Consider the following 23,952-nt stretch of genomic DNA (forward strand, 5'->3'; position numbering starts at 1 on the left):
CATGAAGAACCACGTACTGGGTCTCGTCGTCCATCCCCGCAACGACGTCAGCGCGTCGGTGTCCACGGTGGTGAAGCTCGCGTCGGAACACGGCATCCGGGTGGTGGCCCGGCCCGCCGACGCCGCGCGCATCGGTGTCGAGCCGATGCCCGACGACGAGTTCGCCGACCGGGTCGACTTCGTGTTCAGCCTGGGCGGCGACGGCACCATGCTGGGCGCGATGCGTCTGGTCGCGGGCCGTCCGACGCCGGTGCTGGGCGTCAACCACGGCAACATCGGCTTCCTCATCGAAGTGACACCCGACGGCCTGTCCGAGGCCCTCGACCGCCTGATCGCCGGCGACTTCAGCCTGGAACCGCACAGCTGCCTCGAACTGACCGGCCACGACGGCCCGGCGCTGGCCTTCAACGACGTGGTCCTCACGGCCACCACCCCGTGGGCCGCGGTCTCCCTCGACCTGGAGATCAACAAGATCCGCCACGGCTACTTCCGCAGCGACGCGGTGGTGGTCTGCACACCGACGGGCTCGACCGCCTACAACTACGCGGCCGGCGGCCCGATCATCAGCCCGTCGGCCCCACTGATCGGGCTCACGCCGGTGGCGCCGATGTCGGGCATCACCCGCCCGATCGTCCTGGGCGGCGACGAAACCGTGATGCTGCGCGCCCCTTCGCACGAGACCCGCCTGTCGCTCGACGGCGCGGTCACGCTGACCGTTCCCGAGGGCACCGACATGGTGCTGCGCATGCGCCCCCACGCGGTCAACGTGGTCCGCTTCGACTCCGACACCCACGGCACGCGAACCCGCATCAAGCTGAGCCTGCTCGACCTGCCGCTACGCCCCGACCAGCTGATCGAACTGGTCCCCGAACACCTGCGCGACCGTGGTCGCCTGCCCCGCTTCTGACGACGATCGAGATCAAAACCGATTTCCCGTACGCGTTACTCCCTGTCCCTAAGGGCGGTCTGTCGGTGCCCGATTGGTGTGGCAGCAAGCCGACCGCCGAAGGGATCTCATGAGTAGTGTTCCGACGTCTCACACCGATGCCATCGTGGCCGCTTACGCCTCGGGTGAAGCAACGGGTTCGATTGCGGCCCGGTTCGGCCTGACAGCCGCGGCGGTCGAGGCCATCGTGGCCAGAGAGACGACAGCGAGCACTGAGAATCCTGCTGGGTCGCAGCAGAGCGCTCCGGCCGGCTGGTACGCCGATCCCGGCAGCAGTTCCGCGCAGCGCTGGTGGGACGGGCAGCAGTGGACCGACGTCGCCCGACCGGCGCCGCCGCCCGTCCAGCCCGTGACGCACCAGGCGTACACCGCCCTCGGCCAGACTCCCGAGTTCCACAACGGGACGCCGTCGACCGGGAAGCGGAAAATCGTGGCGATCACCGCGGGTGCAGCCGCGGTGGTTCTGCTGGCCGGTGGGGCGGTTGCGGCGGTAGCCAGCTATTCCGCCAAGTCCGAGCTCTGCGACATCATCGGTGACCACGACGCGTATGTCCGCGCCGGCGGAGATGCGCCGGACGTACCGGGCAAGATGGAGACGGTGGCTGAGCGCGTCCACACGCTCGCCGGACGGCTCGTCTTCTCGGGGAAGCTCAAGGATGCCAGCGTGGGCTTCGCCGATTCCATGGAATCCATGGTGACGTTCAGTCGTGCCGGTCTGGACGACACCGCGAAAGCCGACATCGCCACCGCGGGACGCATGACCGACATCGGGTTGTCCATCGTCGAGAACCTGAGCCAGATGCAGCGATCCTGCGGGCTTCCCGTCACCGGCCGGTTGGGTGAAGACGCGGGCCTCACGGCTCAGCAGGCCGACAAGTCAGCCCAGTCCGACGTGCGCGGTGCCATCAGCGAGATCGAGCAGTACTACACCGACATGGGTGGCCGATATCCGGCCGCCGGGCTGGCCGGCGACAACCGCGTTGGCAGCACGCCACAGTTGGCCCTGGACGGCTCGGCACGAGCAATCACGCTGTCCGGAAACACTCAGCTCTACTACGTCCCCACCTCCGCCTACTCCTACCGGATCTGCGCGACAAACACCGGCGGCAGCGGCAAGTGGTATGCCTACGACTCCACGCGTGGCGGTTCGGTCGACGCCATCAGCCCGCCCGCCGATCCGGCACTCTGCAGCTGAACGTCGTTCCCCGTACGGCGGTGACCGGCACCGCCGTACGGGAAAACGGTCTTAAAGCACCTCGACCCCGGCCTGGATGACCGTGCGCTCGCCCTCCCACAGGGAGGCCGGCGTGTCGAGGGGGTTGCCGTCGACGATCAGCAGGTCGGCCAGGGCGTCCGGGGCCACCCGGCCCAGGTCGGGGCGGTTCAGCAGGGCCGCGTTGACCGAGGTGGCCGACTTCAGGGCGGTCAGGGCGCCGTCCACCTCGACCTGGAGGCGTAGGCCGTTGAGTTGTTCGTCCTCCAGGAAGCCCATCAGGTCCGTACCAAAACCGACCTGGACCCCCGCCTCGCGGGCGTGTCTGACCGCCTGCCGGCCGGACTCGAGCACCTCGGCGTTCTTCTCCAGCTGGACCGCCGTCATGCCGACCGAGGCGCCGCGCCGGTTCATCGCGTCGTACGCCGCCAGCGTCGGCACCAGGAACGCGCCGGCCGCGGCCATCGCCGCCGCAGTGGGGGCGTCGAGCAGGTTGCCGTGTTCGATGGTGCGTACGCCGTTGTCGATGGCGTGCATGATGGCCTCGGGGGAGTAGGCGTGTGCGGCCACGTAACTTCCGCGCCGGGCCGCCTCCGCGGTGACCACCTGGATCTCCTCGGGGGAGTACTGCGGGATGCGGATCGGGTCGGTCAGCGACACCACCCCGCCGGAGGCCATGATCTTGATGGCGTGGGCACCGCGGCGCAGCCTTTCCCGTACGGCCACCCGCAGGTTCTCGACGCCGTCGACCACCTCGCACGTGTGGGCGTTGCAGCCGCAGACGTCCGAGTCGGCCGAGCGTACGTCGCCGTGGCCGCCGGTCTGGCTCAGCGCCGCGCCGGTCCACAGGTAGCGCGGCGACGGCAGCAGGCCCTCGCGGATCGCCCGGTCGAGGCCGGCGTCACCGCCCGAGGGGTCGCGCACGGTGGTGAAGCCGCGCGACAACGAGTTGCGGAGGCGGCGGGCGGCCATCAGCGCGACATAGCTGAGCGGCAGCGATTCCATCTCCAGCATGCTGAGGCTGAAGCCGTACGCGTGGCAGTGCGCGTCGATCAGCCCGGGCAGCACGGTTCGGCCGCGGGCGTCGATCGTGCGGTCGGCGGCCTGCGGCGCCCCGCCGACGGCCGTGATCCGGCCGTCGGCGATGTGCACCGCGCCTTCGACGAGGTCGTCCGAGACCCCGTCGAAGATCGTGGCGTTGACGATCGAGAGTGTGCTCACGGGCGGGACGCCTCGAACGTCACCGGGTCGACCACGACGCCGTACTCCGAGAGAGCCGAGGAAACGGACACGAAGCCGTTGCGGACGTCGGCCGCAACGCGCGCCACGTCCCTTTCGAACGGGTTGCCGTAACCGCCGCCACCGCCGGTGTTGTTGACCAGCACCTCGCCCGTGTCGAGCAGGTTGTAGCTGCCACCGGTGATCTTTTCGGAGGGAGTACCGGGGTTGAGGACGATGTGGTTGTTGTCGCCCTCGCCGCCGCCGTCGATCGCCCACGGCTTGGTCTTCGTCTTGTAGACGATGCAGATGCCGGTCGACGGGGCGGTGAACCGGTACGAGCGCTGGACGCCGACGCCACCGCGGTTGCGGCCGGCGCCACCGGTGTCGGGCCGGTAGCCGTACGACTCGATGAACATCGGCGACTTGGTCTCGAGCACCTCGACCGGGTTGTTGCGGCAGCCCGGCTCCGAGATGTGCATGATGCCGTCGGCGCCGTCACCGTTGGCGTGCCCGCCGAAGCCGACCGCCTCGTTGGTCGCCTCGAGCCACGCCTCGCCGTTGCGCGGGTTGATGCCGAGGCCCATCATCGAGCACACGTCGCCGCCGGAACAGGCCGGCACCAGGTCGGGCATGCCCTGGGCCAGCGCCTTGAGCACGACCTCGCCGCCGAGCAGGCCGGTCCACAGGGTGAAGGTCGGCATCGGGGGCACCGCGTGCATGACCGAGCCGGGCTCGGTGATCACGCGCAGCGGCCGGAAGTTGCCCGCCACGACGGGAGTGTCCGGGGTGGTCAGCGACTTGAAGATGAGGCTGCAGAACGCCTCGGTCTGACCGACGGGCAGGTTGATCGGCCCGCGGACGTCCTTCTCGCTGCCGGTCCAGTCGACGATCATCTCGTCCTCGGTGACGGTCACCGTGACGTTCATCTTGATCATGCGGTCCAGGTCGACGCCGTCCTGGTCGACGAAGTCGTGCGCGGTCCAGGTGCCCTTGGGCAGCTTGGCCAGGGCGATCCGGGCCAGCCGCTCGCCGTGGTCGTTGATCGCGGCCATGGCCTCGGTCAGCGCGGCCGGGCCGTACTTGGCCGCGATCTCCTGGGTGCGCCGGACGCCCGAGAAGCAGGCCGACACCTGGGCCTGCAGGTCGCCGATGGTGCGCTCGGGCATGCGGCTGTTGAAGCGGACGACGTTGAAGATGTCCTCGTTCATCTCGCCCTGCCGGTACAGCTTGGCGGCGGTGAAGAAGATGCCCTCCTGGTACATGTCCGTCGAGTCGAGGACGTAGCCGGCGTCCTTCTGCTTGAGGTCCAGCACGTGGATCCGGCAGGAGGCGAAGCCGATCAGGTCACCGTCGGCGCTGTGGATCGGCGCGAACACCAGCGGGTCGAGGGTGTGCGCGGACGACCAGTACGGGTAGTTGATGATGAAGACGTCGCCCGGCAGCAGCTTCTCGACGCCGAGGAACTCGACCGCCTTCTTGATACCGGCGTCGTTGCCCCGGGTGAACACCGCGATGCCGGGCGCGTCGGCCACCACGTCGCCGTTCGCGTCGTGGATCCCGATGCCGTAGTCGTGAATCTCGTAGACGACCGTGTTGTAGGCCGTGCGGCACAGGTTGCGGGCCATCTCCTCGGCCGCGGCCAGCAGGCCGTGCCGGATGACCTCGATGGTGATCGAGTCGACGGTGCTCACAGGGACCCCTTCACGGTGATGACCATTTCGCCGTACGAACCCACGCGCACCTCGTCGCCGGCGTGGATGACGGTCGTGGCGGTGTGTTCGTGGATGACGGCCGGTCCGGAGATCTCGTCCCCGGCCAGCAGCTCCTCGCGGGTGTAGAGGGCGTACGGAACGGCGGGCTGCTCGGCCGACACGTACACGTTCCGGGTGCCCTCGGCCTCGACGGCGCCGGACTCGCGGGCGGCCAGCTTGGGCAGGGTCGGCTTCTCGACCTGGCCGGTGGCGCGCAGCCGCAGCGTGGTGACCTCGATCGGGTCGTCCATCACGTGGCCGTACTGACGTTCGTGCAGCTCGGTGAATTCCTGTTCGACGATGCTCGCGAGGTTGTCGGCGCCGTCCGGCACCGGCACGGTCACCGTGTGCTCCTGGCCCGCGTAGCGCACGTCGACGCTGCGGGTCAGCAGCTGGGCCTCGGCCGCGAAGCCCTCGGCGGCCAGCGCGTCGGCCGCCTCGAGAGCCATCTCGGTGTAGCCGGCCTCGACGGCGGGGGAGTTCAGCTCGGCGAGAGGGATGACCGACGTACGGGCGAAATCGTGCTGGACGTCGGCGAACAGCATGCCGAAGGCCGAGAAAGCACCCTGGCCGGGCGGGACGATGACGGTCGGGATGCCGAGTTCGTGCGCGACGTCGACGGCGACCAGGCCGCCCCCGCCGCCGAAGGACAGCAGCGCGAAGTCCTTGGGGTCGCGGCCGACCTCGACCGTGATGGCCCGGACGGCGCCCATGATCTTGGTGGTGGAGATCCGGATCATGCCGCGGGCCAGGGCCAGCGCGGTCATGTCGAGCTTGGCCGCGAGGGGCTCGAGCGCGCCCAGGGCCAGCTTGTCGTCGAGGCTGAGCCGGCCGCCGAGGGCCGCCGTGGTGCCCATGTAGCCGACCGCCAGCGCGGCGTCGGTGAACGTGGGCTGGGTGCCGCCGCGGCCGTACGAGGCCGGGCCCGGGTCGGCGCCGGCACTCTGCGGGCCGACCTGCAGCGCGCCCGCGTCGTCGAGCCAGGCGATCGAGCCGCCGCCCGCGCCGATGGTGTGGATGTAGAGCGACGGCGTGTTGATCGGCAGGCCCTCGAACTCGGCGCCCTGGTGCAGCACCGGCTCGCCGTCGATCACCAGGGACGCGTCCAGGCTGGTGCCGCCCATGTCGATGGTGATCAGGTTGGGCTGCTCGATCAGCTCGCCGAACACGCCGGCGCCGATCACGCCGCCGGCCGGGCCGCTCAGGATCAGGCTGACCGGCTGTTCCCGGGCCGAGCTGGCGGTCATCGCGCCGCCGCCGGAGCGGGTCATCAGGAACCGGCCGGTGAACCCGCCGCCGGCCAGTTCGCCCTCGAGCCGCTCGAGGTAGCGGCGCACGATCGGCTTGACGTACGCGTCGAGCACGGCGGTGCTGGTGCGCTCGTACTCGCGGTACTCGCGGGACAGCTCGTGCGAGATGGTGACGACGACGTCGGGCGCGACCTCGTGGAGGATCTCGCGCATCCGCAGTTCGTGGGCCGGATTGGCGTACGCGTGCAGGAAGGCCACCGCCACCGAGTCGTACCCGCGCTCGGCGATCGTGGCCGCGACCTGGCGGGCGGCGTCCTCGTCGAGCGGCAGGTGCACCGAACCGTCGAACAGGCTGCGCTCGGGCACCTCGAACGTGTCGTACCGCTCGACCAGGGCCGGCGGCGGCCGGTAGGTGATGTCGTAGTTGGTGCGCCGGTCGGTACGGCCCAGCAGGTACACGTCCCGGAAGCCGGCCGTGCCGATCACTGCGGTCCGGGCGCCGGTGCGGGTCAGCAGGGCGTTGAGCCCGAGCGTGGTGCCGTGGGTGAACATGCCGACCTCGCCCATCGGGGCCTCGGTCGTGCCGAAGGCGTCGAGAACGCCCGCGGTCGGCTGGGACGGGGTGGTCGGCACCTTCCCGAACCGGATCTCGCCGGTCTCCGGCGACAGCTCCACGACGTCGGTGAAGGTGCCGCCGACGTCGATCGCGACGCGGCTGTTGCTGGTCATCGTGAGTTCGCCTTTCGCCTGTTCCCGCGCAGGGCCGGGCCACTGCAAAAAGAAGGCGGGAGTGAGAGCTGACAGACGAAGCCCGTTGTCCGGACGGGCAGGTCAGCCGGATGGTCGTCGCCGGTTGGCGCGGCGAGATGCCGAAACTGTCATAGCCGTTTCCGAGGTGTCAATCAGTGCCGGTCGCGCTACCCGGCGCTGTGAACGGCTCGTCAACGGGCGCTGCACAGCGTCGCGGGCCGCGGCTGTGCTGGGCGCACATCGGTGGCGGAACCCTCACGGTCAGCATTTGCCAACTCCAACCCCCGAGACAACGGGAGGTCCTGATGGTCCGCAGCGTCCTCACCCTTCGAGCAGCCGCCGGCCTCGGCGAGAAGCTCGAGGCCTTCTACGCGGATCAGCGGATTCTGGAGGTGGCCCGGGCGTTCCCCGGCTGCCGCGCTGCCGAACTGTTGCGATCCGTCGACGACAGCCCCGCGACCCACCTGGTCATCGCTGACTGGGACACGGCCGCGGACTACCAGAACTGGGTCGACAACCCGTGGCGGGCCTCTTTGTCCGAGGGGCTCTTCGCACTGCTGGACAAACCTGACGACGAGCCACTCGTTGGCGGAGTGTTCGAGCTCGTCGAGACCTTGCTTAGTAAAGAGGAGCACCAGTGATACGAGTTGCTCGACTCCTGGCGGTCGGTCTGGCCGCCACGGTAGCGCTGACCGCGTGCAGTAACCCCAACAACAGCGACTCGGCCGGCACCGCGGCCAGCGCCGCCCCGGCCGACAAGAAGCTCAACATCGGCTTCTTCGGCTTCGCCAAGGCGAACTCGTTCGCCCAGGCCACCTGGGCCGGCGTGCAGGAGTACGCGAACGCCAACAACGCCGAGGCGACCTTCCTCGACTCGAACTTCGACGGGCCGACGCAGGTCAACCAGCTGCAGGACGCGGTCACCTCCAAGCGCTACGACATCGTGATCGTGCAGGCCAACGACGGCACCGCGATGGTCAACCCGATCAAGCAGGCGGTCGCGGCCGGCATCACCGTGGTCGTCGAGTTCACCCCGGTCGGGGGCAAGTACGACACCGCCGCCCCGCAGGTGCCGGGCACGATCAACATCATCGACCCGCCCACGGTCAACGGCGAGGGCCTGGCCAAGCTGGGCCTGGAGGCCTGCAATACGGTCGTCGACAGCGGCTGCAAGGTGGCCTACCTGCAGGGCTTCGCGAACTACCCGCTGGACACGGCCCGCACCAAGGCCGCGGTCGACGCCCTCAAGGCCGGCGGCGCCGGTGAGGTCATCTCGAACTTCGTCGGCGGTTACACCCCGGACAGCGGCCGGGCCGCCATGCAGAACCTGCTGCAGGCCCACCCGGACGTCAACGTGGTGATCGGCTCGTCCCAGGCCATCGCGGGCGCGACCCCGCTCGCGGCCGGCAAGAAGATTTCGTTCGTCGGCAACGGCAACTCGACGCAGGCCTACGACTACGTCAACAAGGGCACCTGGTACGCCACCTACGCCCTGCCCGAGAAGGCCGAGGGCGCCAAGGCGGCCGAGCTGGGAATCAAGAAGGCCCGCGGCGAGACCGTTCCGGACTCTACCGTGGCGTGCGAGGCGCTCACCGACTACAACTGCCTCGGTACCAAGGAAGCGCTGGCCGGCAAGACGGCGGACTACTCGGACTGACAGCGGCGGGCGCCGGGGAATCTCCCCGGCGCCCTTCGTGCGTCAAGGAGGCCTGATGAGCAGTCAGAAAGCGCCGTCGATCGCGGTGCGCGGCGTCGGCAAGACCTACAGCGGCGTCACCGTCCTGCACGACATCGACCTGGACATCACGCCGGGCGAGGTGCACGGGCTGGTCGGCGAGAACGGGGCCGGCAAGAGCACCCTGCTCAAGATCCTGGGCGGGGCGATCCGGGCCGACGCCGGCACGCTCAGCTTCGACGGCGAGCAGGTCACCGTGGGCAGCCCGCGCGACGCCATCGCCCACGGCATCAGCCTGATCTCGCAGGAGGGCGCGCTCGTGCCCGCCCTGTCGGTGCTGGACAACGTGTTCCTGGCCCGCTGGTCGCACCGGGGCGGACTGGTCAGCGCCCGCTCGGACCGCAAGCGGCTGGCCGAGCTGCTCGAGGTCACCGGCTTCACCGTGGACCCGGACGAGCGGGTCGACCGGCTCCCGATCGGCGTGCAGCAGCAGGTCGAGATCCTGCGGTCGCTGGCCCGGGGCGCCCGGGTGATCGCCATGGACGAGCCGACGGCGGTGCTGGCCGAGCACGAGAAGGACAACCTGCTCGCGCTCATCCGCAAACTGGCCGCCGGTGGCACCACGATCATTCTCGTGTCGCACTTCCTGGAGGAGGTGCTGTCGGTCGCGGACCGGATCACCGTGTTGCGCGACGGGGCTCTCATCCGTACGGGAAAAGCCTCGGAAACGTCACCCCGGGAACTGGTCGGGCATATGGTCGGCCGCGAGATCGACGTGCTCTATCCGGACCCGCCCGAGGTGCCCGCCGGCGCGCCGGTGATCCTGTCGGCCCGCGGGCTCAAGCGTGGCCTGGTCAACGGGGTCGACCTGGAGGTGCGGGCGGGCGAGATCCTCGGCATCGCCGGGCTGGTCGGCAGCGGGCGCACCGAGACGCTGCGGCTGCTGTTCGGCGCCGACCGGCCGGTCGAGGGAGTCGTCGAGATCGACGGCGTGGCCCTGGCCCAGCACACCCCGCGAGCCGCGATGGCGGCCGGGGTGGCGATGGTGCCCGAGTCGCGCAAGGAGCAGGGCCTGGTCATGGTGCGTTCGGTGGCCGAGAACGTGGCCCTGTCGTCGCTCTCCGGGCGCCGGGCCGGCCCGTTCGTCAAGCGCCCGGCCGAGAAGTCGGCGGTCGGCGACATCAGCAAGTCGGTCGACATCCGCGCGGCCAACCCGGAGGCGCCGATCGAGACGCTGTCCGGCGGCAACCAGCAGAAGGCGCTGTTCGCCAAGTGGCTGCTGCGCAAGCCCAAGGTGCTGCTCATCGACGAGCCCACCCGCGGCGTGGACGTCGCCGCCAAGACCCAGATCCACCACCTGATCACCGGGCTCGCCGCCGACGGCCTCGCCGTCGTGTGCGTCTCGAGTGAGATCGAGGAACTGCTCGCGCTCTCGCACCGGGTGCTCGTGCTGCGGCACGGCGAGCCGGTCGGCGAGTACCCGCGCGGAACCACCCCGGAGGTCGTCATCGCGGCCGCGTTCGGCGACCATTCCGAAGGAGAAGAGAGTTGAGCGTCGACACCTTGGTAAAAACCGCGGCGCCGGGGTCCGGCAACATGTCGCGGCTCGCGTTCCGGATGCGCGACTACGGCATCGTGGCCGCGCTCGTCATCATCGTGATCGCGCTGTCGCTCAGCACCGACACGTTCCTGACCACCGGCAACCTGGTCAACCTGCTCGACCAGACGGCCGTGATCGGCCTGCTGGCCGCGGGCGCGACCATCTGCATCATCAGCGGCGTCTTCGACCTGACGGCCAGCGCCACGCTCGCCCTCTCGGCGATCATCGGCGTGCAGGTCGGCCGGGCCACCGACGTCTATGTCGGCATGCTGGCGGCCGTCGTGGTCGGCGCCCTGCTCGGCTTCGTCACCGGCACCGTGGTCGTGCGCAGCGGCGTCAACTCGTTCGTCGGCACGCTCGCGACCAGCATGGTCTACCGCGGTCTGGCGGTTGTGGTGACGGCCGGCGCGATCGTCTACCCGATGACCGACGCGGCCGAGACCTTCGGCATGCTGACCTGGCCCTCGCTGTTCGGCCTGACCTCGGCCACCATCATGTTCGTGGTAGTGGTGGCGATCCTGGCGGTCGTCGTCGCCCGCACCACCTTCGGCCGCCGCCTGTACGCGGTGGGCGGCAACGCCGAGGCGGCCCGGCTCTCCGGCATCCGGGTCGGGTCGATCCACGTCACCGCGTTCATGATCAGCGGTGTGTGCTCGGCGCTGGCCGGGCTCATCCTGGCCTCCCGGGCCGGCTCGGCCCAGTCGAGCATGGCGACCGGCACCGAGCTGACCGCGATCGCGGCCGCCGTGGTCGGCGGCACCAGCATCCTCGGCGGCGAGGGCGCGATCTGGCGGGCCATCGTCGGCGCGCTGCTGCTGACCCTGATCGGCAACGGCTTCAACCTGCTGGGCTGGGACACCATCTATCAGCAGGTGCTGCAGGGCCTGCTCATCCTGTTCGCCGTGACCATGGACCGCTGGCTCCGCAAGCGGACCCGCTAGCCCCTTTTTCGGCGAGTAAGATCAAGAAATGCCTGCTCAGGCGCACATCGGGGTGACGCTGCGGCCGCACCGGGCGTACGCGGCGGTGGTGACGGGCACGACCGTCGATGTGGTCGAGCCCGTTGCCCCGGCCCGCGCCGACCTGGAGGGTGTGATCTCGGCCGCGGCGGCGATCGCCCTGCGCGCTCCGGGCGGGGCCGGCGCGGTCACCGTCGACCTGGCCCCGCTGCTCTACGACACCCTCGTACGGCCCGAGGCCGAGGTGCCCCCGGTGGCCGTGGTGCGGATCGTCCCGCGTCCGGCCACCGACCCGGCGCTGGGCCGGTCACCGGCCGAGCTCGTCGAGCGGCGGATCGCCCACCGCTGGACCGTGGCCGGCGGGCACGACCTGCTCGGCAACGAGCTGTGCCCGCTCGACCACGCCGGGCTGGCCACGGTCTGTTCCGAGCTGGCCGCCAGCGGCATCCGGCACGTGGCCGTGGTCGGGGCCGGCTCCCAGGCCCGGCCCGCCCACGAGCGCGAGGTGGCCGACGCCATCCTGGCCGCGGTGCCCGGCGCCCGCATCTCGGTGGCCCACGACTACGGCGGTCAAGGCCTGGTCGCGCGGGAGGCGACCGTGGTGATCGACTGCGCGCTGACCGCCCTCACCGAACGCCTCCTCGACCGCTGCGAACGCACCCTGGCCCGGCTGCCCGGCTCGCTCGAACTGCGGGTGGCCCGCGGCGACGGCGGCTACAGCACCCCGTCGCGCATCCGGGTCACCCCGGTCGTGGCCTTCGGCGCGACCGAGGCCCTCGAGCTGTGCGGCGCCGCCCATCTGGCCCGGCTCGACGACTGCCGGGTGCTGCTGCCGCGCGGCGGACGGCGGTTGGCCGGCGAGGTGCGCCACGGCCTGGCCGTCGTGCGGCCCGACGAGCCGGCCGGCATCGGCACCGAACTGGTCGTCCCGATGGCCGTGCTCACCGCCGGTCCCGAGGAAAGCTCCCTCTACCTGCAGCCCGAGCAGCCGCCCCATGTGCTGGCCTGCGTCGGCGCGGCGATCAGCCAGCCCGCCTCGTGGCTCGACGAGGTCGCCTTCATCGAGTCGGCCGACCAGCTCGAACACGTACGCCGCGACGCCGAGGAACGGGCCACGGCGATGGTCATGGCCAACGGCGCCGCGCCCGGCACCACGCACGTCGCCGAGATCTCGACCGTCGCCCTGCCCTACAGCCCGTCCGGCACCGTACGGGTCCGGGTCCGGGTGGCCGGTTCCCCCGACACCTCACTGGCCCGGCGATGACTTCGCCCGGCAATGCTTCGCCCGGCGCGACTTCGCCCGGCTCCGGGCCGGGCCGGCCATGACGCAGACCGGTTACGTCGGGGCCAGCTCGTCGATCACCGCCGAGGACGTGCCCGCGTTCTACGAGGGGGCGAAGTTCTATTCACCCGCGGGCGGCGACGCCAACCGCTCGTCGGTCATCTCCTGGCTGGCCGGGCTGCTCGACCGCAACGGCCCGGTGCCGCTGCTCAAGGTCGAGGGCGTGCCGCCGGAGACCCCCTGCGTGTCGGTGTGCGTGCTCGGCTCGGGTTCGGCCATGGCCGACCTGCCCCCGGCGGGCGACGAGTTCGTGCTGGCCGTCCAGCAGATCGAGCGGTTGCAGCGGGTCCGCTTCGGCGCCGTCTATCCGCTCGCCGCGGCCACCATCAGCGCCCTCGTGGCCGTGGTGACCGCGGCCCAGCTGCGGGTGCCGCTGCTCGACGCGGACGGCATGGGCCGTACGTTCGCGTTGATCCACCACACCGCCATGCATCTGTCCGGGGTGTCGCCGACGCCGCTGGCCGCGGTCGGGCCGACCGGTGAGAGCGTGCTGGTCGAGGTGCCGGCCGGGCCGCGGGCCGACCGGATGCTGCGCGCGAACGTCGACACGGTGGGCGGCTGGGCGGCGCTGGCGGCCTATCCGACCACGGCCGGTGTGCTCCGGCGAGCGGCCCTTCCCGGTACGGTCTCCCGGATCACCAATGTGGGGCGGTTGCTCCTCGACCGTACGGACCCGGATCTGCTCGTCACCCGGCTCGGCGCGATCACCGGATGCCGCCGCCTGGCCCGCGGGCGCATCGCCGAGCTCGAACACCTGAGCCGGCCCAGCGACGTCACCATCCCGGCCCACCCGTCGAGCGTGGTCGTCGACGAGATCGGCGGACTCGGCCGGCAGCTGCGCATCGAGCTGCGCAGCGAGATCGTGGCCGTGTTCGCCGACGGCGCCCTGATCGCCGGCGCCCCCGACCTGATGTGCCTGCTCGACGTGTCCCGCGGAGCCCTGGCCACGCTGGACAGCCTGGAACCGGGCGACGTCATCGACGTGCTGGTCACCCCGGCCGACGCGATCTGGTACTCACCCCGCGGCATGGAGATGGTCGGCATGGGTTCGCACGGCATCCCCCTGGCCCACCCGAGGCAACGATGAGGATCCCCTCCACCCTGCCCATCACGCTGGGCGAGCTGGCCCGCATCCAGCCGCTGTCCGGGGCCGAGACGCACCTGGCCGACCCGGCCCGCAAGGTCGAGCAGGTCGTGCTGGCCGAGAACTTCGACCGGCTGCGCCGCTGCACCCCGCACGTGCTGGTGGTGCTGCACAACGAGGCCGCCACCGGGGGCTGGTCGCTGGCCGCGGCCCTGCACCTGGCCTGGGAGCGCAACCTGTCGGCGGTGGTCGTCTCCCGCGACGTGGCCGAGAACTCCAGCGTCGCCCTGGCCGAGCGGCTGCACATGTCGCTGATCATCATCGACGAGGACACGGTCGACGTCGCCCTGCGGCTGGCCGGGCAGGTCAGCGCCCCGGCCGCGGCCCGCGCGCTGCGCCAGGCCCGGGTGGCCGAACTGCTGGCCGAGCAGACCGGCATCCGGGGCGTGCTCGGCGTGCTCAACCGTGAGCTCAACCAGGTGCCGGTGGCGCTGGTGATCGGTGGCGCGGTGATCGCCGGGCAGGCCGCGGCCCTGACCGAGCGGCCCTCCGTGCGCCAGATCGAGGTCGAGGTGCACGCGCCGGGGGAGCGGTCGGCCGCCCGCCTGGTGGCCGCGGTGCCGGTGCCCGGTCCGGCCGCGCTCGACCAGGTGGAGTCGCTGCTGCGCCTGGCCCGCCCGTCGTTGCAGGCCGCGTGGGCGCACAGCCGGCTCGACGCGGCCACTCGGGCCTCCCACGAGCAGGCCGCCTTCGGCTTGTTGCGCCGCTTGGCTTTGGAAACCCCGCCGGAATCCTCGGAGCTGCCCGAGGTCGAGGTGCCCAGCTGGGCCGGCGAGCTGGGCTGGCAGGTCGGCGAGGCCAATCGGGCGGTGTGGCTTGCTCCCGTACGCCCGTCCGGCGAACCCGCCCCCGAGATCACTTTTCTGATCCGGGCCTCCTGGCAGCGCGGCCACACCACGTGGCCGCTGGTCGCCGAGGGCGACGGCTGGATCTCCTGGCACAGCGGCACCGACCCGTCCGACGTGGCCGCGCTGCGCCGCGGGCTGGTCGCCTTCCGCGACTCGGCCGTGGCCCACCGGCTGGTGATCGGCGTGGGCCGGGCCCACCCCGGGGTCGGCGGGCTGATGCGCTCGGTGGCCGAGGCCCGGCTGGCGGCCCACGTGGCCCGCGAGGGCGGACCCGGGGCGGTGCAGTGGTTCGACCAGGTGGGCGCGAACGCGGCGCTGGCCTGGCTACCCACCACCGAGATCGCCCAGGTGGCCGACCTGTGCCTGGAGGAGCTGATGGCCGCCCGCGACCGGGCCGCCCTGGTGCAGACGGTGCTGGCCGTGCTGGATGCGGGCGGGTCGCTCTCGCAGGCTTCGCAGCAGCTCGGGGTGCATCGCAATACTGTGCTGGCCCGGTTGGCGCGGGCCCGGCAGTTCGGGCTCACCTATGACGAGCCCGGGCAGCGGCTGGCCCTGCATGTTCTGTGTTACGCGCTTACTTCGCTGTGGGGCGCGGGCTCCGGCGCTAGCTCTAGCTCTGGTTCTGGCTCTGGCTCTGGCTCGTCAGCCGAGTGAGGCGCTGGCCGCCCGCAACTCTTCGAGGGCGCGCAACGTGTACGGCGCGAGTTCCTTCTCCGGCTGCTCGTTTTCCTTCTCCGGCTGCTCGTTGCCGGTGCGCTCGTTCTCGGATCGCTCGTTTTCCGACCGCTCGTTTTCCGACCGCTCGTTTTCGGACCACTCGGTGAAGCCGCGTTTGAAGGCCAGCACTCCCAGCTCGCCGGCCAGGGCCGCGGTCACGTCGGGCACGCCGCGCGTGACGAGCGCGGTTTTGATCGCGGCGGCGAGGCTCACCGTCTTCAACGCGTCCCGTTCCTGCAACTCGGTGCTGGCGGCCACGGCGGCCTTGATGCGCGGCCCGAGATCGCGGTTCACCGGTCCCATCGCGCCCGACACGTTGACCAGACCGGCGGCCACCATGTCGAGCGGGCTGGTGCCCTCGGGGGCCGCCGCGATGCCCTCGCTCAGCAGCCGGCTCAGCGTCTCCTGCCCGGCCACGAGCAGCTCGCGCTTGTCGGGGAAGTGCCGGAAGAACGTGCTCTTGGTGACCCCGGCCCGCTCGGCGATCTGCGCGACCGTGGTGGCGTCGTAGCCCTGCTCGGCGAACAGGTCGACGGCCGCGACGACGAGCCGCTCACGCGCTCCCGGTTCCCAACGAGCCATGCCGCCCATCATAGTGACGGGACTCTTGTCCCGTCATCGTGGTAGCGTGACGGGACAAGAGTCCCATCGCCTTAGGGGTTTTCATGCGCGTCTTCATCACCGGCGGAACCGGCCTGATCGGGTCGGCCGTCACCGCCGAACTCCTCGCCCACGGCCACACCGTGCTCGCGCTCGCCCGCTCCGACACCTCCGCGGCCGCCGCCTCAGCCGGCGGCGCCGAGCCGATCCGCGGCGGGCTGGCCGACCTCGACGTGCTGCGCGCCGGGGCCGAACGGGCCGACGGCGTGATCCACCTGGCCTTCGCCAACGACTTCAGCGGCCCCGACGCCCTGGCCCGCGCCGTGAGCGAGGAGAACGCGGCCGTGGCGACGCTCGGGTCCGCACTCGTCGGCAGCGACCGCCCCTACGTCGTCGTCTCCGGCACGCCGTGGATCCCCGGCCGCGCCTCCACCGAGTCCGACCCGGTGCCGACCGACGGCCCGGTCGGCGGTCGCGGCCGCGCCGTCATGGGAGTGCTCGACCTGGCGTCGCGGGGCGTCCGCAGCTCGGCCGTTCGCATGCCCCGCACAGTCCACAACAACGGTGACGGCGGGTTCGCCGGCCTGCTGACCGGCATCGCCCGGCAGTCCGGAGTCTCCGGTTACGCGGGCGACGGCACCCAGCGCTGGCCGGCCGTGCACGCCCTCGACGCGGCGGTCCTGTTCCGGCTCGCCCTGGAGCAGGCGCCGGCCGGCACCTCATGGCACGCGGTGGCCGACGAGGGCGACGCCGTACGCGACATCGCCGCCGTCATCGGCCGCCGGCTGGGCCTGCCGGTCGAGCCGGTGCCGGCGGAGACGTACGGGCCGCTCGGTCCGATCTTCGCCGCCGACCAGCCCGCGTCGAGCGCATATACCCAGGAGACGCTGGGCTGGAAGCCGGTACACCCGTCCCTGCTCGACGACCTGGAGAACATCCAGCCTTGATCGACCGCGTCGGGCGCTCGATCGTGTCCGGCGTTCGGCCGCGCCTGGATGTGAGTGCTCACTTACTGCGCTGGGATGAGTGGCCTCCGGATGTGAGTACTCACTTACTGTGTCGGCGCACGCCGGCTCAGCGCCGGATGTGAGTACTCACTTACTGTCTTGGCGCACGCCGGCTCAGCGCCGGATGTGAGTACTCACTTACTGTCTTGGCGCACGCCGGCTCAGCGCCGGATGTGAGTACTCACTTACTGTCTCGGCGCACGCCGGCTCAGCGCCGGATGTGAGCACTCACTTACTGTCTCGGCGCACGCCGGGCCAGCGCTAGATGTGAGTACTCACTGACTAGTGTGAGCGATCTTCCGCGCCTCGTGCAGTAAGGCCGCCCGCACGGCCGACGCCGGTTCGGACAGGGCGCCGACGCGGGCGAGCACCATCGAGCGCCCCGTCCACCCCGGATCGTCGACCTCGACGCACACCACGCCCGCGGGCACGGCGGCCGCGGCCAGGCTGGGCACGGTGGTGACCCCGAGCCCGGCCGCCACGAAGCCGAGCCGCGCCGACCAGTCGCCCAGTTCGGCCACCACCCGTGGGTGCGGCAACGTCGGCCAGGCACCGAATTGGGGCTCACCGCGCGCGCCACGGCCGGCGATCCAGTCCTCATGCTCGAGTTCCGCCACCGGGACCGGCGCGGCCCGCACCCCAGACGAGGCCCGTACCTCGGACCCGGCCCGCACCCCGGACCCGGCCCGCACCCCGGCCGGAACACCGCCACCGATCCCGGCCAGCCGATGCCGCGCACCGACCGCCACCAGCAGCGGCCCGCCCGGCATCTCCTCGACCTCGATCCCGGTCAGATCCCAGTCGGGCAGACCCGACCCCGACCCCAGGATCGCCAGGTCGAGCCGCCCGTTCCGCAGCCGCCGGATCTGCACCGGAGTCGACGCCTCCCCGAAGTCGATCTCGACCGAGGGATGTTCGGCGCGAACTCGAGCGATCGTCTGCGGAACGAGCCGGAGCGCCGTGGCCGGGAAGCCGCCCAGCGCAACCCGCCCACCCAACGGCGCCGCGAGCCCGTCGAGCTCGCGCCGTGCGGCGTCGAGCTGATCGAGGACGGTGGCCGCCCGCGCCGCCAGCCGGGTGGCGGCCTCGGTCGGTTCGACACCGCGCGGCCCGCGGCGGAACAGTTGCGTGCCGGCCGCCGCCTCGAGGGCCGCGATCTGCTTCGACAACGCCGACTGGGTGAACCCGAGCTGTTCCGACGCCGCGGTCAGCGAGCCCGTGTCCAGCACCGCCCGCAGCGCGCGCAGAAGTTGCGGGTGCACGTCCAAGCTCATCCGTACAGGAATACCTGACCTGACGATCATTCGCTACCGGCATGGCTCGGACGCGCGCAGACTCGGCCGTATGAAGATCTGGTTCATCACCGGCACATCCAGCGGCTTCGGCCGGCTCTGGGCCGAGGCCGCCCTCGAACGCGGCGATCGCGTGGTCGCCACCGCCCGCAAGCTCGAGTCGCTGCACGATCTCGTCGAGCGTTTCGGCGACGCCGTGCTGCCGCTCGAACTCGACGTCACCGACCGTGAGGGCGTCTTCGCGGCCGTCGGCCTGGCGGTGCAACGGTTCGGGCGCCTCGACGTCGTCGTCAACAACGCCGGTTACGGCCACTTCGGCATGGTCGAGGAGGTGACCGAGCGCGAACTCCGGCAGCAACTGGAGACCAACTTCTTCGGCGCCGTGTGGGTGACCCAGGCCGTCCTCCCGGTGCTGCGTCGTCAGGGCGGCGGGCACATCCTGCAGGTCACGAGCGAGGGCGGCGTCCGCGCGTACGCGGGAATCGGCTCCTATCACGCCTCGAAGTGGGCTCTCGAGGGCCTGTCGGACGCCCTCGCGCAGGAGGTCGCCGGCTTCGGCATCCGGGTGACCTGCGTCGAGCCCGGCCCCTACGCGACCGACTGGCTTTCGCGGGGTTCGAGACAGAGCAAGACCCTTCCCGCGTACGAGGAAACCCGCGCGACAACCGCACCCGACTTCGAGATCGGCGATCCGGCTGCCACCAAGCCCGCGATTCTGGAATTGGTCGACGCCGAGGAGCCGCCGCGGCGCCTCATCCTGGGCCGCGTGTTCCCGCAGATCGAGCAGATCTACCAGGACCGCCTGCGCGAATGGCGCGACTGGCAGCCGGTGTCGGTCGCCGCGTTCTAGAGCCCGGTCGCCGTCCGCACGAGGGCGGCGACGGCTCGGGAGCGGCTGTTCGCGGGCCAGGCGAGGACCGTGGTCACGTGGGGCGCGTCGGTCAGCGGGACGGCCTTGTGCGCGCTCCACAGCCACGACCGGGACGAGGCGCAGATGACGGCCATGGTGTGCCCGAGGGCGATCAGCTGGGCCAGCTGGGACAGGTCGTGGATCTCGGGACCGGGACCCGGCTCGTAGGTGCCGTCCTGGCGGGGCCAGCGCCCGACCGGCAGCCCGCCCAGGTCGGCCATGGTCAGCGACCCACGGGCGGCGAGGGGGTGCTCCGCGGGCAGGACGGCGACCTGCTGCTCGGTCAGCAGGTCTTCGGTGTCGAACCCGCCCAGCGCGTCGAACGGCCGCTGCATCAGGGCCACGTCGGCGCGGCCGTCGCGCAGCATCCGGGTCTGGTCGCCCATGCCGCACAGCACCACCTCGACCTCGCCGGGGTGGGCGTCGAGCAGTTTCTGCAGCAGGTTGTGGTTGGCGCCGGCCTTGGTGGCGAGCGTCAGGCGGTCGGGCCCGGTCGCGGCCCGGCGGGTGCGGCGGGTGGCCGCCTCGACGCCGTCGAGCAGCGTGCGGGCCTCGTCGAGCAGCACCCGGCCGGCGCCGGTGAGGGCGACGCCGCGCCGGTCGCGTTCCAGCAGGGTGACGCCGAGCCGCCGCTCGAGCTGCTGGATCGCCCGGGACAGGGGCGGCTGGGCCATGCCGAGCCGTTCCGCCGCCCGCCCGAAGTGCAGCTCCTCGGCGACCGTGACGAAGTAGCGCAGCTCGCGGGTCTCCACGCCCCCGACGATACTCACCGGGTATCACCGCCGAACCGGATCGGTGTCACGCCTCACCCGGCGGCCGGGCCACCATCGGCGGCATGACTACTGCATTGGTGACCGGCGCGAACAAGGGACTCGGGTACGAGATCGCGGCCGGGCTGGGAGCACTGGGCTACCGGGTGGCGGTGGGCGCGCGCGACCGGGCCCGCGGGGAGGCGGCGGTGAAGTCGTTGCGGGCGGCCGGGGCCGACGCGTTCGCGCTCGAACTCGACGTCACCGACGACCGGAGCGTGGCCGCGGCGGCGGCGACCCTCGACGGCCTGGACGTGCTCGTGAACAACGCCGGGATATCGGGGGAGTTCGGGCCGGGCTGGGAACAGGACCCGGCCACGCTCGACCTCGACGTGGTGCGCCGGGTCGTGGACACCAACGTCTACGGGGTGATCCGGGTGACCAACGCGATGCTGCCGTTGCTGCGGCGCTCGCCGTCGCCGCGCATCGTCAACGTGTCCAGCAGCGTGAGCTCGCTGACCTGGCAGTCCGACCCGGCGGTGGAGGTCGGTCCGATCATGGCCGCCTACGCGCCGGCCAAGTCCTATCTGAACGCCGTCACCGTGCACTACGCGCGGCAGCTGGCGGGCACCGGCATCCTGGTCAACCTGGCCTGCCCCGGACTGGTGGCGACCGATTTCACCGGTTCGGTCGGACGGCCGGCCGCGGAGGCCGCCGCCACCCCGATCCGGTTGGCGACCCTGCCCGATGGCGGGCCGACCGGCACGTTCACCGACGACGACGGCGTCATCCCCTGGTGAGCGTCGCCACCTCGTCGTCGAACAGCTGAGCGGGGTCGAACCCCATGCCGGCGAAGTGGCCGGCCAGTTCGAGCGACAGCACGCCGTGCACCCTGGTCCAGAAGGCCAGGGCCTGACGCAGGGCGGCGGCCGGTGCCGACCGGTCGTCCGCCCAGTGCCGGTGCTGGGCGAGATGAGCCTCGATCGGCCGTCCCGAGTTCGCGGCTCGGCGAGAGGCGGCGATCAGCACGGTCATGACCTCGTTCGAGATGGCCGTGGTGTCGGCCGGCGCGTGATATCCGGGCACGGGCGTGCCATAGATCAACAGATAACGCTGAGGATCTTCCAAGGCCCATTCCCGTACGGCGTGAGCGAGCCCGCCGAGATCCGCGCCGGACTGATGAGCGGCCCGTACGGTGTCGGCCAAGCTGCGGTAGGCGTCCCGGATCAGCGCCGTGATCAGCTCGTCGCGGCTCGCGTAGTAGCGGTAGAGCGCCGGCCCGCTCATGCCCATGCGCTTGGCGATGGCCTTGAGTGACAGGGCGGCCACGCCGTCGGCGGCGAGCTGTTCCCAGGCGTGCTGCTTGATCTCCGCCTGCACCTGCGCGCGGTAGCGCTCGCGGGGCCCGGTCGTCTCGGCTGTACTCACCGTTACAGGCTATCACTTTACTTATTGACGGTCACTCGTCCTCGGTTATAGGGTGTAACTCAAGCGAGCCGAGATAACTCGGCTGCTGCCGAGAGGGAGACCTGACATGTCTGGACTTGCTGTTCGCGCCGGTGTTTCCGCCGCCCTGATCGCCGCCACGGCCGTCGCCGGTATGGCCGCCCCGGCTTCCGCTTCGGCCGCTCCGGCTCCGGTTCGGTGCGCCGGTGAAGGCGTCGACCCGGCCGCGAAGATCCGCTACCGCACCGAGACCGTGATCAACGCCCCGCTGCACACCATCTGGAAGCTGCAGACCGACGTCGAGCGCTGGCCGTCCTGGCAGCAGGCGGTCCTCACCAACAAGCGCCTGGACCACGGCAAGCTGCGCCCCGGCTCGCAGTTCCGCTGGACCACGCCGGTCCCCGAGACGCCCACCACGCCCGCCACGACGCTGGTCATCACGTCGACCGTCCAGCAGGTGAAGCAGGAGCGCTGCCTGCGCTGGACCGGCCCCGCGATCGGCGAGGGCCTGAGCATCGACAACGGCACCCACGTCTGGACCTTCACCAGGGTGCGCGGCGGCGTCCTGGTCCGCACCGAGGAGACCTGGACCGGTGCCCAGGTCGAGGCCGACGTGCCCACCTCCACCGCCTACCTGGGAGCCGGCCTCGAGACGTGGCTGACCGAGCTCAAGACCAAGGCCGAAGCGTCCTGCTGACCCCCTTCCACCTTCCGCCCGGCCCTTGTCCTCGCCTCAGCGACCGCACCTCACCCCGCCTGCCACGATTCGACCAAGGAGAAGTCATGCCGCTCCCCAGTGCTCGTTCTGTAGCCATTTCCGCCTGGTCCGTCCCTGTGCTGGTCGTCGGCCAGTTCGCGATGGTCGCGCTGATCCCGGTGCTGATCGTCCTGATCACCGTGCTGCGCGACGCCCGTCTCCACGCCTTGCGCTGGTGGGCCGTCGCCCTGGCCGCGGTCTACGCCACCGCGCTGATCCTGTGGGCCGCCCTGCCCGACCGGGCCCCGAGTCTCTCCAAAGACCTGCACCCCGCGACGGCCACCCTGATCATCGCCACGGCCGCAGCCACCGCGATCGCCTGTCACGTGCTGCGCCGCAGTTCCCGCTCGGCCGCGAATCCCGCCTGACCCACCCCGCGCCGCCGTGCTGGATCCCAGCCGGCGGCTGCGGCGCGTGCGGAACTCGGTCGACGTGGGCCGGGCGCGTACCTAGGTTCGGGAACATGCGAGCGCGGCGCCACTATCGGTATGTCGGCCCCGCGGAGCTGCGTGACTCGCCCGCGACCGGGGACGCGATGCGGGTGGAGACGCTCGCGATGCTGGCCGGGTGGGTGGATGCCGGGCCGTGCACGTTCGTGGTCGCGCCGGACGGGCAACTCCGGCTCGCGTCGCGGCACAGCGAGCACGTCGCCCTCGCCGGCGGTCACGAGGTGCTGGCCGCGGGCGAGATGACCTTTGGTCCGGGGCCGTCCGTCGTGGCGGTGACCAACCAGTCCACCGGCTACTGCCCGGATCCCGACTGCTGGCCCGCGGTGGCCGAGGCGCTCGACCGGCTGGACGTCCCGCATCCGGGCGGCTTCACCGACCAGGTCGTCTTCCGCCTCTGCCCGGCCTGCGGCGAGCGCAACCTCGTCCGCGACCACGACTTCACCTGCGCGCTCTGCGACACCGACCTTCCGGCGCATTGGAACTTCGCCCCCGGCGATGCATGATCATCCGGCGAAGGGAGTCGGCATGGACCGGGTTGTCGAGGCGCTGTTGTCGGCGGTGGCCGCATTGGAGGACTTTCTCCAGCTCTACTCGCACGAACATCTGGCGATCAACGCGCTCGAAGAGATCGCCGACCGGCTCGGTCAGATGACCCCGGAGGAGCGCACGGCGTTCGACCAGGCGCTGGCCCGCATCGCCGCCGCGCAGGATCGCGAGGCTCCCGGCAACGGCGCCTGGGTGCGAGCCCTCCCGGACAAGCTGGGCCTGGCATAGGCGCACGCCGCAGCGATGTGTGGCGGATCAGCGGAGTTGCTCGCTGATCGCTTCGGCCAAGGCGCTGACGTCGACCGGGCTGTCGGTCCGGATCGAGATGGCGCCCGGCCACAGCGGCTCTGCCTCGGCGGCCCAGCGCGGCCAGGAGTCGCCTAGCTTGCGGTCGTCCTGGTACAGCGCGCTCCTCCGACGGTCGCGGTAGCGGGACAGCGCCAGGTCGGGCGGGACGTCGCACCACACCTCGACCGTCAGAGGGTTGCCGCACCGGGCCCGGCCGGCCGTGACGTAGTCCAGGTCGCGCGGCTTGAACCACCACGACTCCAGCACGAGCCCTCCGGGCGTGGCGGTGGCCAGGTTCCACATCGCCTCCGCGGCGGCGATGCCGTAGGCCCGTGGTGGCAGCCCGGGGACCGCGCGCGACATCGACTCCTTGATGGCGTCCTTGCTCACCAGCGGAAACCGCAGGGCGGCGGCGAGCGGGCCGGCCAGCGTCGTCTTTCCGGAGCCGGGCAGGCCGTTGACGAGGACGAGCGCGTCCACCACCGGGGCCTC

The 23,952-nt window shown here is 71.3% G+C and carries 24 protein-coding genes; 16 read left to right on the forward strand and 8 right to left on the reverse strand.

The features are described 5' to 3' along the window. The first annotated feature begins 1 nt into the window (after position 1). Positions 2-907 (forward strand): NAD(+)/NADH kinase, encoded by a 906-nt coding sequence (locus KOI35_RS21770; RefSeq protein ID WP_246613453.1) that lies wholly within the window; start codon positions 2-4, stop codon positions 905-907. 145 nt (positions 908-1,052) lie between these two features. Continuing rightward, complete coding sequence (locus KOI35_RS21775; protein WP_215789322.1) at positions 1,053-2,141, forward strand: DUF2510 domain-containing protein; 1,089 nt, start codon at positions 1,053-1,055, stop codon at positions 2,139-2,141. 51 nt (positions 2,142-2,192) lie between these two features. Here KOI35_RS21775 and KOI35_RS21780 read toward each other — a convergent pair whose 3' ends face one another. From KOI35_RS21780 to KOI35_RS21790, 3 genes are read right to left on the reverse strand one after another with little or no spacing between them, the layout of a single operon-like run. After that, positions 2,193-3,380: a metal-dependent hydrolase family protein gene (locus tag KOI35_RS21780; protein WP_215789323.1), complete on the reverse strand. Its 1,188-nt coding sequence runs from the start codon at positions 3,378-3,380 to the stop codon at positions 2,193-2,195. Beyond that, entirely contained in the window at positions 3,377-5,071 is a 1,695-nt protein-coding gene (locus KOI35_RS21785; RefSeq protein WP_215789324.1) for a hydantoinase B/oxoprolinase family protein, read from the reverse strand. The genes KOI35_RS21780 and KOI35_RS21785 overlap by 4 nt, the downstream gene beginning before the upstream one ends. Then, positions 5,068-7,110 (reverse strand): hydantoinase/oxoprolinase family protein, encoded by a 2,043-nt coding sequence (locus KOI35_RS21790; RefSeq protein WP_215789325.1) that lies wholly within the window; start codon positions 7,108-7,110, stop codon positions 5,068-5,070. The genes KOI35_RS21785 and KOI35_RS21790 overlap by 4 nt, the downstream gene beginning before the upstream one ends. 326 nt (positions 7,111-7,436) lie before the next feature. Here KOI35_RS21790 and KOI35_RS21795 point away from each other — a divergent pair, with 326 nt between their 5' ends. The 7 genes from KOI35_RS21795 to KOI35_RS21825 are packed head-to-tail and all read left to right on the forward strand — an operon-like array spanning position 7,437 to position 15,353. After that, positions 7,437-7,772 (forward strand): antibiotic biosynthesis monooxygenase family protein, encoded by a 336-nt coding sequence (locus KOI35_RS21795; protein WP_215789326.1) that lies wholly within the window; start codon positions 7,437-7,439, stop codon positions 7,770-7,772. After that, positions 7,769-8,788, forward strand: coding sequence for a sugar ABC transporter substrate-binding protein (locus KOI35_RS21800; RefSeq protein WP_308121109.1), 1,020 nt, complete (start codon positions 7,769-7,771; stop codon positions 8,786-8,788). The genes KOI35_RS21795 and KOI35_RS21800 overlap by 4 nt, the downstream gene beginning before the upstream one ends. 55 nt (positions 8,789-8,843) lie before the next feature. Beyond that, complete coding sequence (locus tag KOI35_RS21805; RefSeq protein WP_215789327.1) at positions 8,844-10,358, forward strand: sugar ABC transporter ATP-binding protein; 1,515 nt, start codon at positions 8,844-8,846, stop codon at positions 10,356-10,358. Further along, positions 10,355-11,347 (forward strand): ABC transporter permease, encoded by a 993-nt coding sequence (locus KOI35_RS21810; protein ID WP_246613454.1) that lies wholly within the window; start codon positions 10,355-10,357, stop codon positions 11,345-11,347. The genes KOI35_RS21805 and KOI35_RS21810 overlap by 4 nt, the downstream gene beginning before the upstream one ends. A gap of 28 nt (positions 11,348-11,375) precedes the next feature. Beyond that, complete coding sequence (locus KOI35_RS21815; RefSeq protein ID WP_215789328.1) at positions 11,376-12,629, forward strand: hydantoinase/oxoprolinase N-terminal domain-containing protein; 1,254 nt, start codon at positions 11,376-11,378, stop codon at positions 12,627-12,629. Between the two features lie 58 nt (positions 12,630-12,687). Continuing rightward, positions 12,688-13,794, forward strand: coding sequence for a DUF917 domain-containing protein (locus KOI35_RS21820; RefSeq protein ID WP_215789329.1), 1,107 nt, complete (start codon positions 12,688-12,690; stop codon positions 13,792-13,794). After that, on the forward strand, positions 13,791-15,353 hold the full coding sequence (locus KOI35_RS21825; RefSeq protein WP_215789330.1) for a helix-turn-helix domain-containing protein: 1,563 nt from the start codon (positions 13,791-13,793) through the stop codon (positions 15,351-15,353). Before KOI35_RS21820 ends, KOI35_RS21825 begins: the two co-directional genes overlap by 4 nt. Here the strand turns inward: KOI35_RS21825 and KOI35_RS21830 are convergent. Next, the gene (locus tag KOI35_RS21830) at positions 15,342-15,998 is read right to left on the reverse strand and encodes a TetR/AcrR family transcriptional regulator (protein ID WP_215789331.1); all 657 of its coding nucleotides are present in this window, start codon (positions 15,996-15,998) and stop codon (positions 15,342-15,344) included. The two genes, KOI35_RS21825 and KOI35_RS21830, sit on opposite strands and share 12 nt — an antisense overlap. A gap of 83 nt (positions 15,999-16,081) precedes the next feature. On the opposite strand from KOI35_RS21830, the gene KOI35_RS21835 reads away from it, so the two are divergent. Beyond that, entirely contained in the window at positions 16,082-16,963 is an 882-nt protein-coding gene (locus tag KOI35_RS21835; protein ID WP_215789332.1) for an SDR family oxidoreductase, read from the forward strand. A gap of 335 nt (positions 16,964-17,298) precedes the next feature. Here the strand turns inward: KOI35_RS21835 and KOI35_RS21840 are convergent, their stop codons facing one another. Next, complete coding sequence (locus KOI35_RS21840) at positions 17,299-18,297, reverse strand: LysR family transcriptional regulator (protein ID WP_215789333.1); 999 nt, start codon at positions 18,295-18,297, stop codon at positions 17,299-17,301. Positions 18,298-18,367: 70 nt separating this feature from the next. On the opposite strand from KOI35_RS21840, the gene KOI35_RS21845 reads away from it, so the two are divergent. Beyond that, on the forward strand, positions 18,368-19,165 hold the full coding sequence (locus tag KOI35_RS21845) for an SDR family NAD(P)-dependent oxidoreductase (RefSeq protein WP_215789334.1): 798 nt from the start codon (positions 18,368-18,370) through the stop codon (positions 19,163-19,165). On the opposite strand, the gene KOI35_RS21850 is transcribed toward KOI35_RS21845, so the two are convergent. Beyond that, positions 19,162-19,977 carry a LysR family transcriptional regulator gene (locus KOI35_RS21850; protein WP_215789335.1) on the reverse strand — a complete coding sequence of 272 codons (816 nt, stop codon included), beginning with the start codon at positions 19,975-19,977 and terminating at the stop codon, positions 19,162-19,164. The genes KOI35_RS21845 and KOI35_RS21850 overlap by 4 nt on opposite strands. A gap of 83 nt (positions 19,978-20,060) precedes the next feature. Here KOI35_RS21850 and KOI35_RS21855 point away from each other — a divergent pair, with 83 nt between their 5' ends. Continuing rightward, positions 20,061-20,774, forward strand: coding sequence for an SDR family oxidoreductase (locus KOI35_RS21855; protein WP_215789336.1), 714 nt, complete (start codon positions 20,061-20,063; stop codon positions 20,772-20,774). Here KOI35_RS21855 and KOI35_RS21860 read toward each other — a convergent pair. Further along, positions 20,761-21,402: a TetR/AcrR family transcriptional regulator gene (locus KOI35_RS21860; RefSeq protein WP_215789337.1), complete on the reverse strand. Its 642-nt coding sequence runs from the start codon at positions 21,400-21,402 to the stop codon at positions 20,761-20,763. The two genes, KOI35_RS21855 and KOI35_RS21860, sit on opposite strands and share 14 nt — an antisense overlap. 106 nt (positions 21,403-21,508) lie before the next feature. Between KOI35_RS21860 and KOI35_RS21865 the strand changes: the two genes are divergently transcribed. From KOI35_RS21865 to KOI35_RS21880, 4 genes are all read left to right on the forward strand, one after another. After that, a complete protein-coding gene (locus KOI35_RS21865; RefSeq protein WP_215789338.1) occupies positions 21,509-22,117 on the forward strand; it encodes an SRPBCC family protein in 609 nt (202 codons plus the stop codon). An 86-nt stretch (positions 22,118-22,203) separates the two neighbouring features. Next, positions 22,204-22,545, forward strand: coding sequence for a hypothetical protein (locus tag KOI35_RS21870; RefSeq protein WP_215789339.1), 342 nt, complete (start codon positions 22,204-22,206; stop codon positions 22,543-22,545). A gap of 95 nt (positions 22,546-22,640) precedes the next feature. Next, entirely contained in the window at positions 22,641-23,129 is a 489-nt protein-coding gene (locus KOI35_RS21875; RefSeq protein ID WP_215789340.1) for a hypothetical protein, read from the forward strand. A gap of 22 nt (positions 23,130-23,151) precedes the next feature. Continuing rightward, complete coding sequence (locus KOI35_RS21880) at positions 23,152-23,400, forward strand: hypothetical protein (RefSeq protein WP_215789341.1); 249 nt, start codon at positions 23,152-23,154, stop codon at positions 23,398-23,400. 27 nt (positions 23,401-23,427) lie between these two features. Here KOI35_RS21880 and KOI35_RS21885 read toward each other — a convergent pair whose 3' ends face one another. Further along, positions 23,428-23,943 carry a P-loop nucleotide/nucleoside kinase family protein gene (locus KOI35_RS21885; RefSeq protein ID WP_215789342.1) on the reverse strand — a complete coding sequence of 172 codons (516 nt, stop codon included), beginning with the start codon at positions 23,941-23,943 and terminating at the stop codon, positions 23,428-23,430. Between the last annotated feature and the right edge of the window lie 9 nt (positions 23,944-23,952).

It is taken from the genome of Paractinoplanes bogorensis (genome assembly GCF_018829635.1).
In the GTDB taxonomy this organism is placed as follows: domain Bacteria; phylum Actinomycetota; class Actinomycetes; order Mycobacteriales; family Micromonosporaceae; genus Actinoplanes; species Actinoplanes bogorensis.

Coding starts and splice junctions, on each gene's coding strand:
- KOI35_RS21830 (WP_215789331.1), bottom strand. CDS start 15,998: ATGGCTCGTTGGGAACCGGGAGCGCGTGAGCGGCTCGTCGTCGCGGCC.
- KOI35_RS21835 (WP_215789332.1), top strand. CDS start 16,082: ATGCGCGTCTTCATCACCGGCGGAACCGGCCTGATCGGGTCGGCCGTC.
- KOI35_RS21795 (WP_215789326.1), top strand. CDS start 7,437: ATGGTCCGCAGCGTCCTCACCCTTCGAGCAGCCGCCGGCCTCGGCGAG.
- KOI35_RS21815 (WP_215789328.1), top strand. CDS start 11,376: ATGCCTGCTCAGGCGCACATCGGGGTGACGCTGCGGCCGCACCGGGCG.
- KOI35_RS21820 (WP_215789329.1), top strand. CDS start 12,688: ATGACGCAGACCGGTTACGTCGGGGCCAGCTCGTCGATCACCGCCGAG.
- KOI35_RS21880 (WP_215789341.1), top strand. CDS start 23,152: ATGGACCGGGTTGTCGAGGCGCTGTTGTCGGCGGTGGCCGCATTGGAG.
- KOI35_RS21790 (WP_215789325.1), bottom strand. CDS start 7,110: ATGACCAGCAACAGCCGCGTCGCGATCGACGTCGGCGGCACCTTCACC.
- KOI35_RS21865 (WP_215789338.1), top strand. CDS start 21,509: ATGTCTGGACTTGCTGTTCGCGCCGGTGTTTCCGCCGCCCTGATCGCC.
- KOI35_RS21825 (WP_215789330.1), top strand. CDS start 13,791: ATGAGGATCCCCTCCACCCTGCCCATCACGCTGGGCGAGCTGGCCCGC.
- KOI35_RS21855 (WP_215789336.1), top strand. CDS start 20,061: ATGACTACTGCATTGGTGACCGGCGCGAACAAGGGACTCGGGTACGAG.
- KOI35_RS21875 (WP_215789340.1), top strand. CDS start 22,641: ATGCGAGCGCGGCGCCACTATCGGTATGTCGGCCCCGCGGAGCTGCGT.
- KOI35_RS21845 (WP_215789334.1), top strand. CDS start 18,368: ATGAAGATCTGGTTCATCACCGGCACATCCAGCGGCTTCGGCCGGCTC.
- KOI35_RS21805 (WP_215789327.1), top strand. CDS start 8,844: ATGAGCAGTCAGAAAGCGCCGTCGATCGCGGTGCGCGGCGTCGGCAAG.
- KOI35_RS21770 (WP_246613453.1), top strand. CDS start 2: ATGAAGAACCACGTACTGGGTCTCGTCGTCCATCCCCGCAACGACGTC.
- KOI35_RS21870 (WP_215789339.1), top strand. CDS start 22,204: ATGCCGCTCCCCAGTGCTCGTTCTGTAGCCATTTCCGCCTGGTCCGTC.
- KOI35_RS21840 (WP_215789333.1), bottom strand. CDS start 18,297: ATGAGCTTGGACGTGCACCCGCAACTTCTGCGCGCGCTGCGGGCGGTG.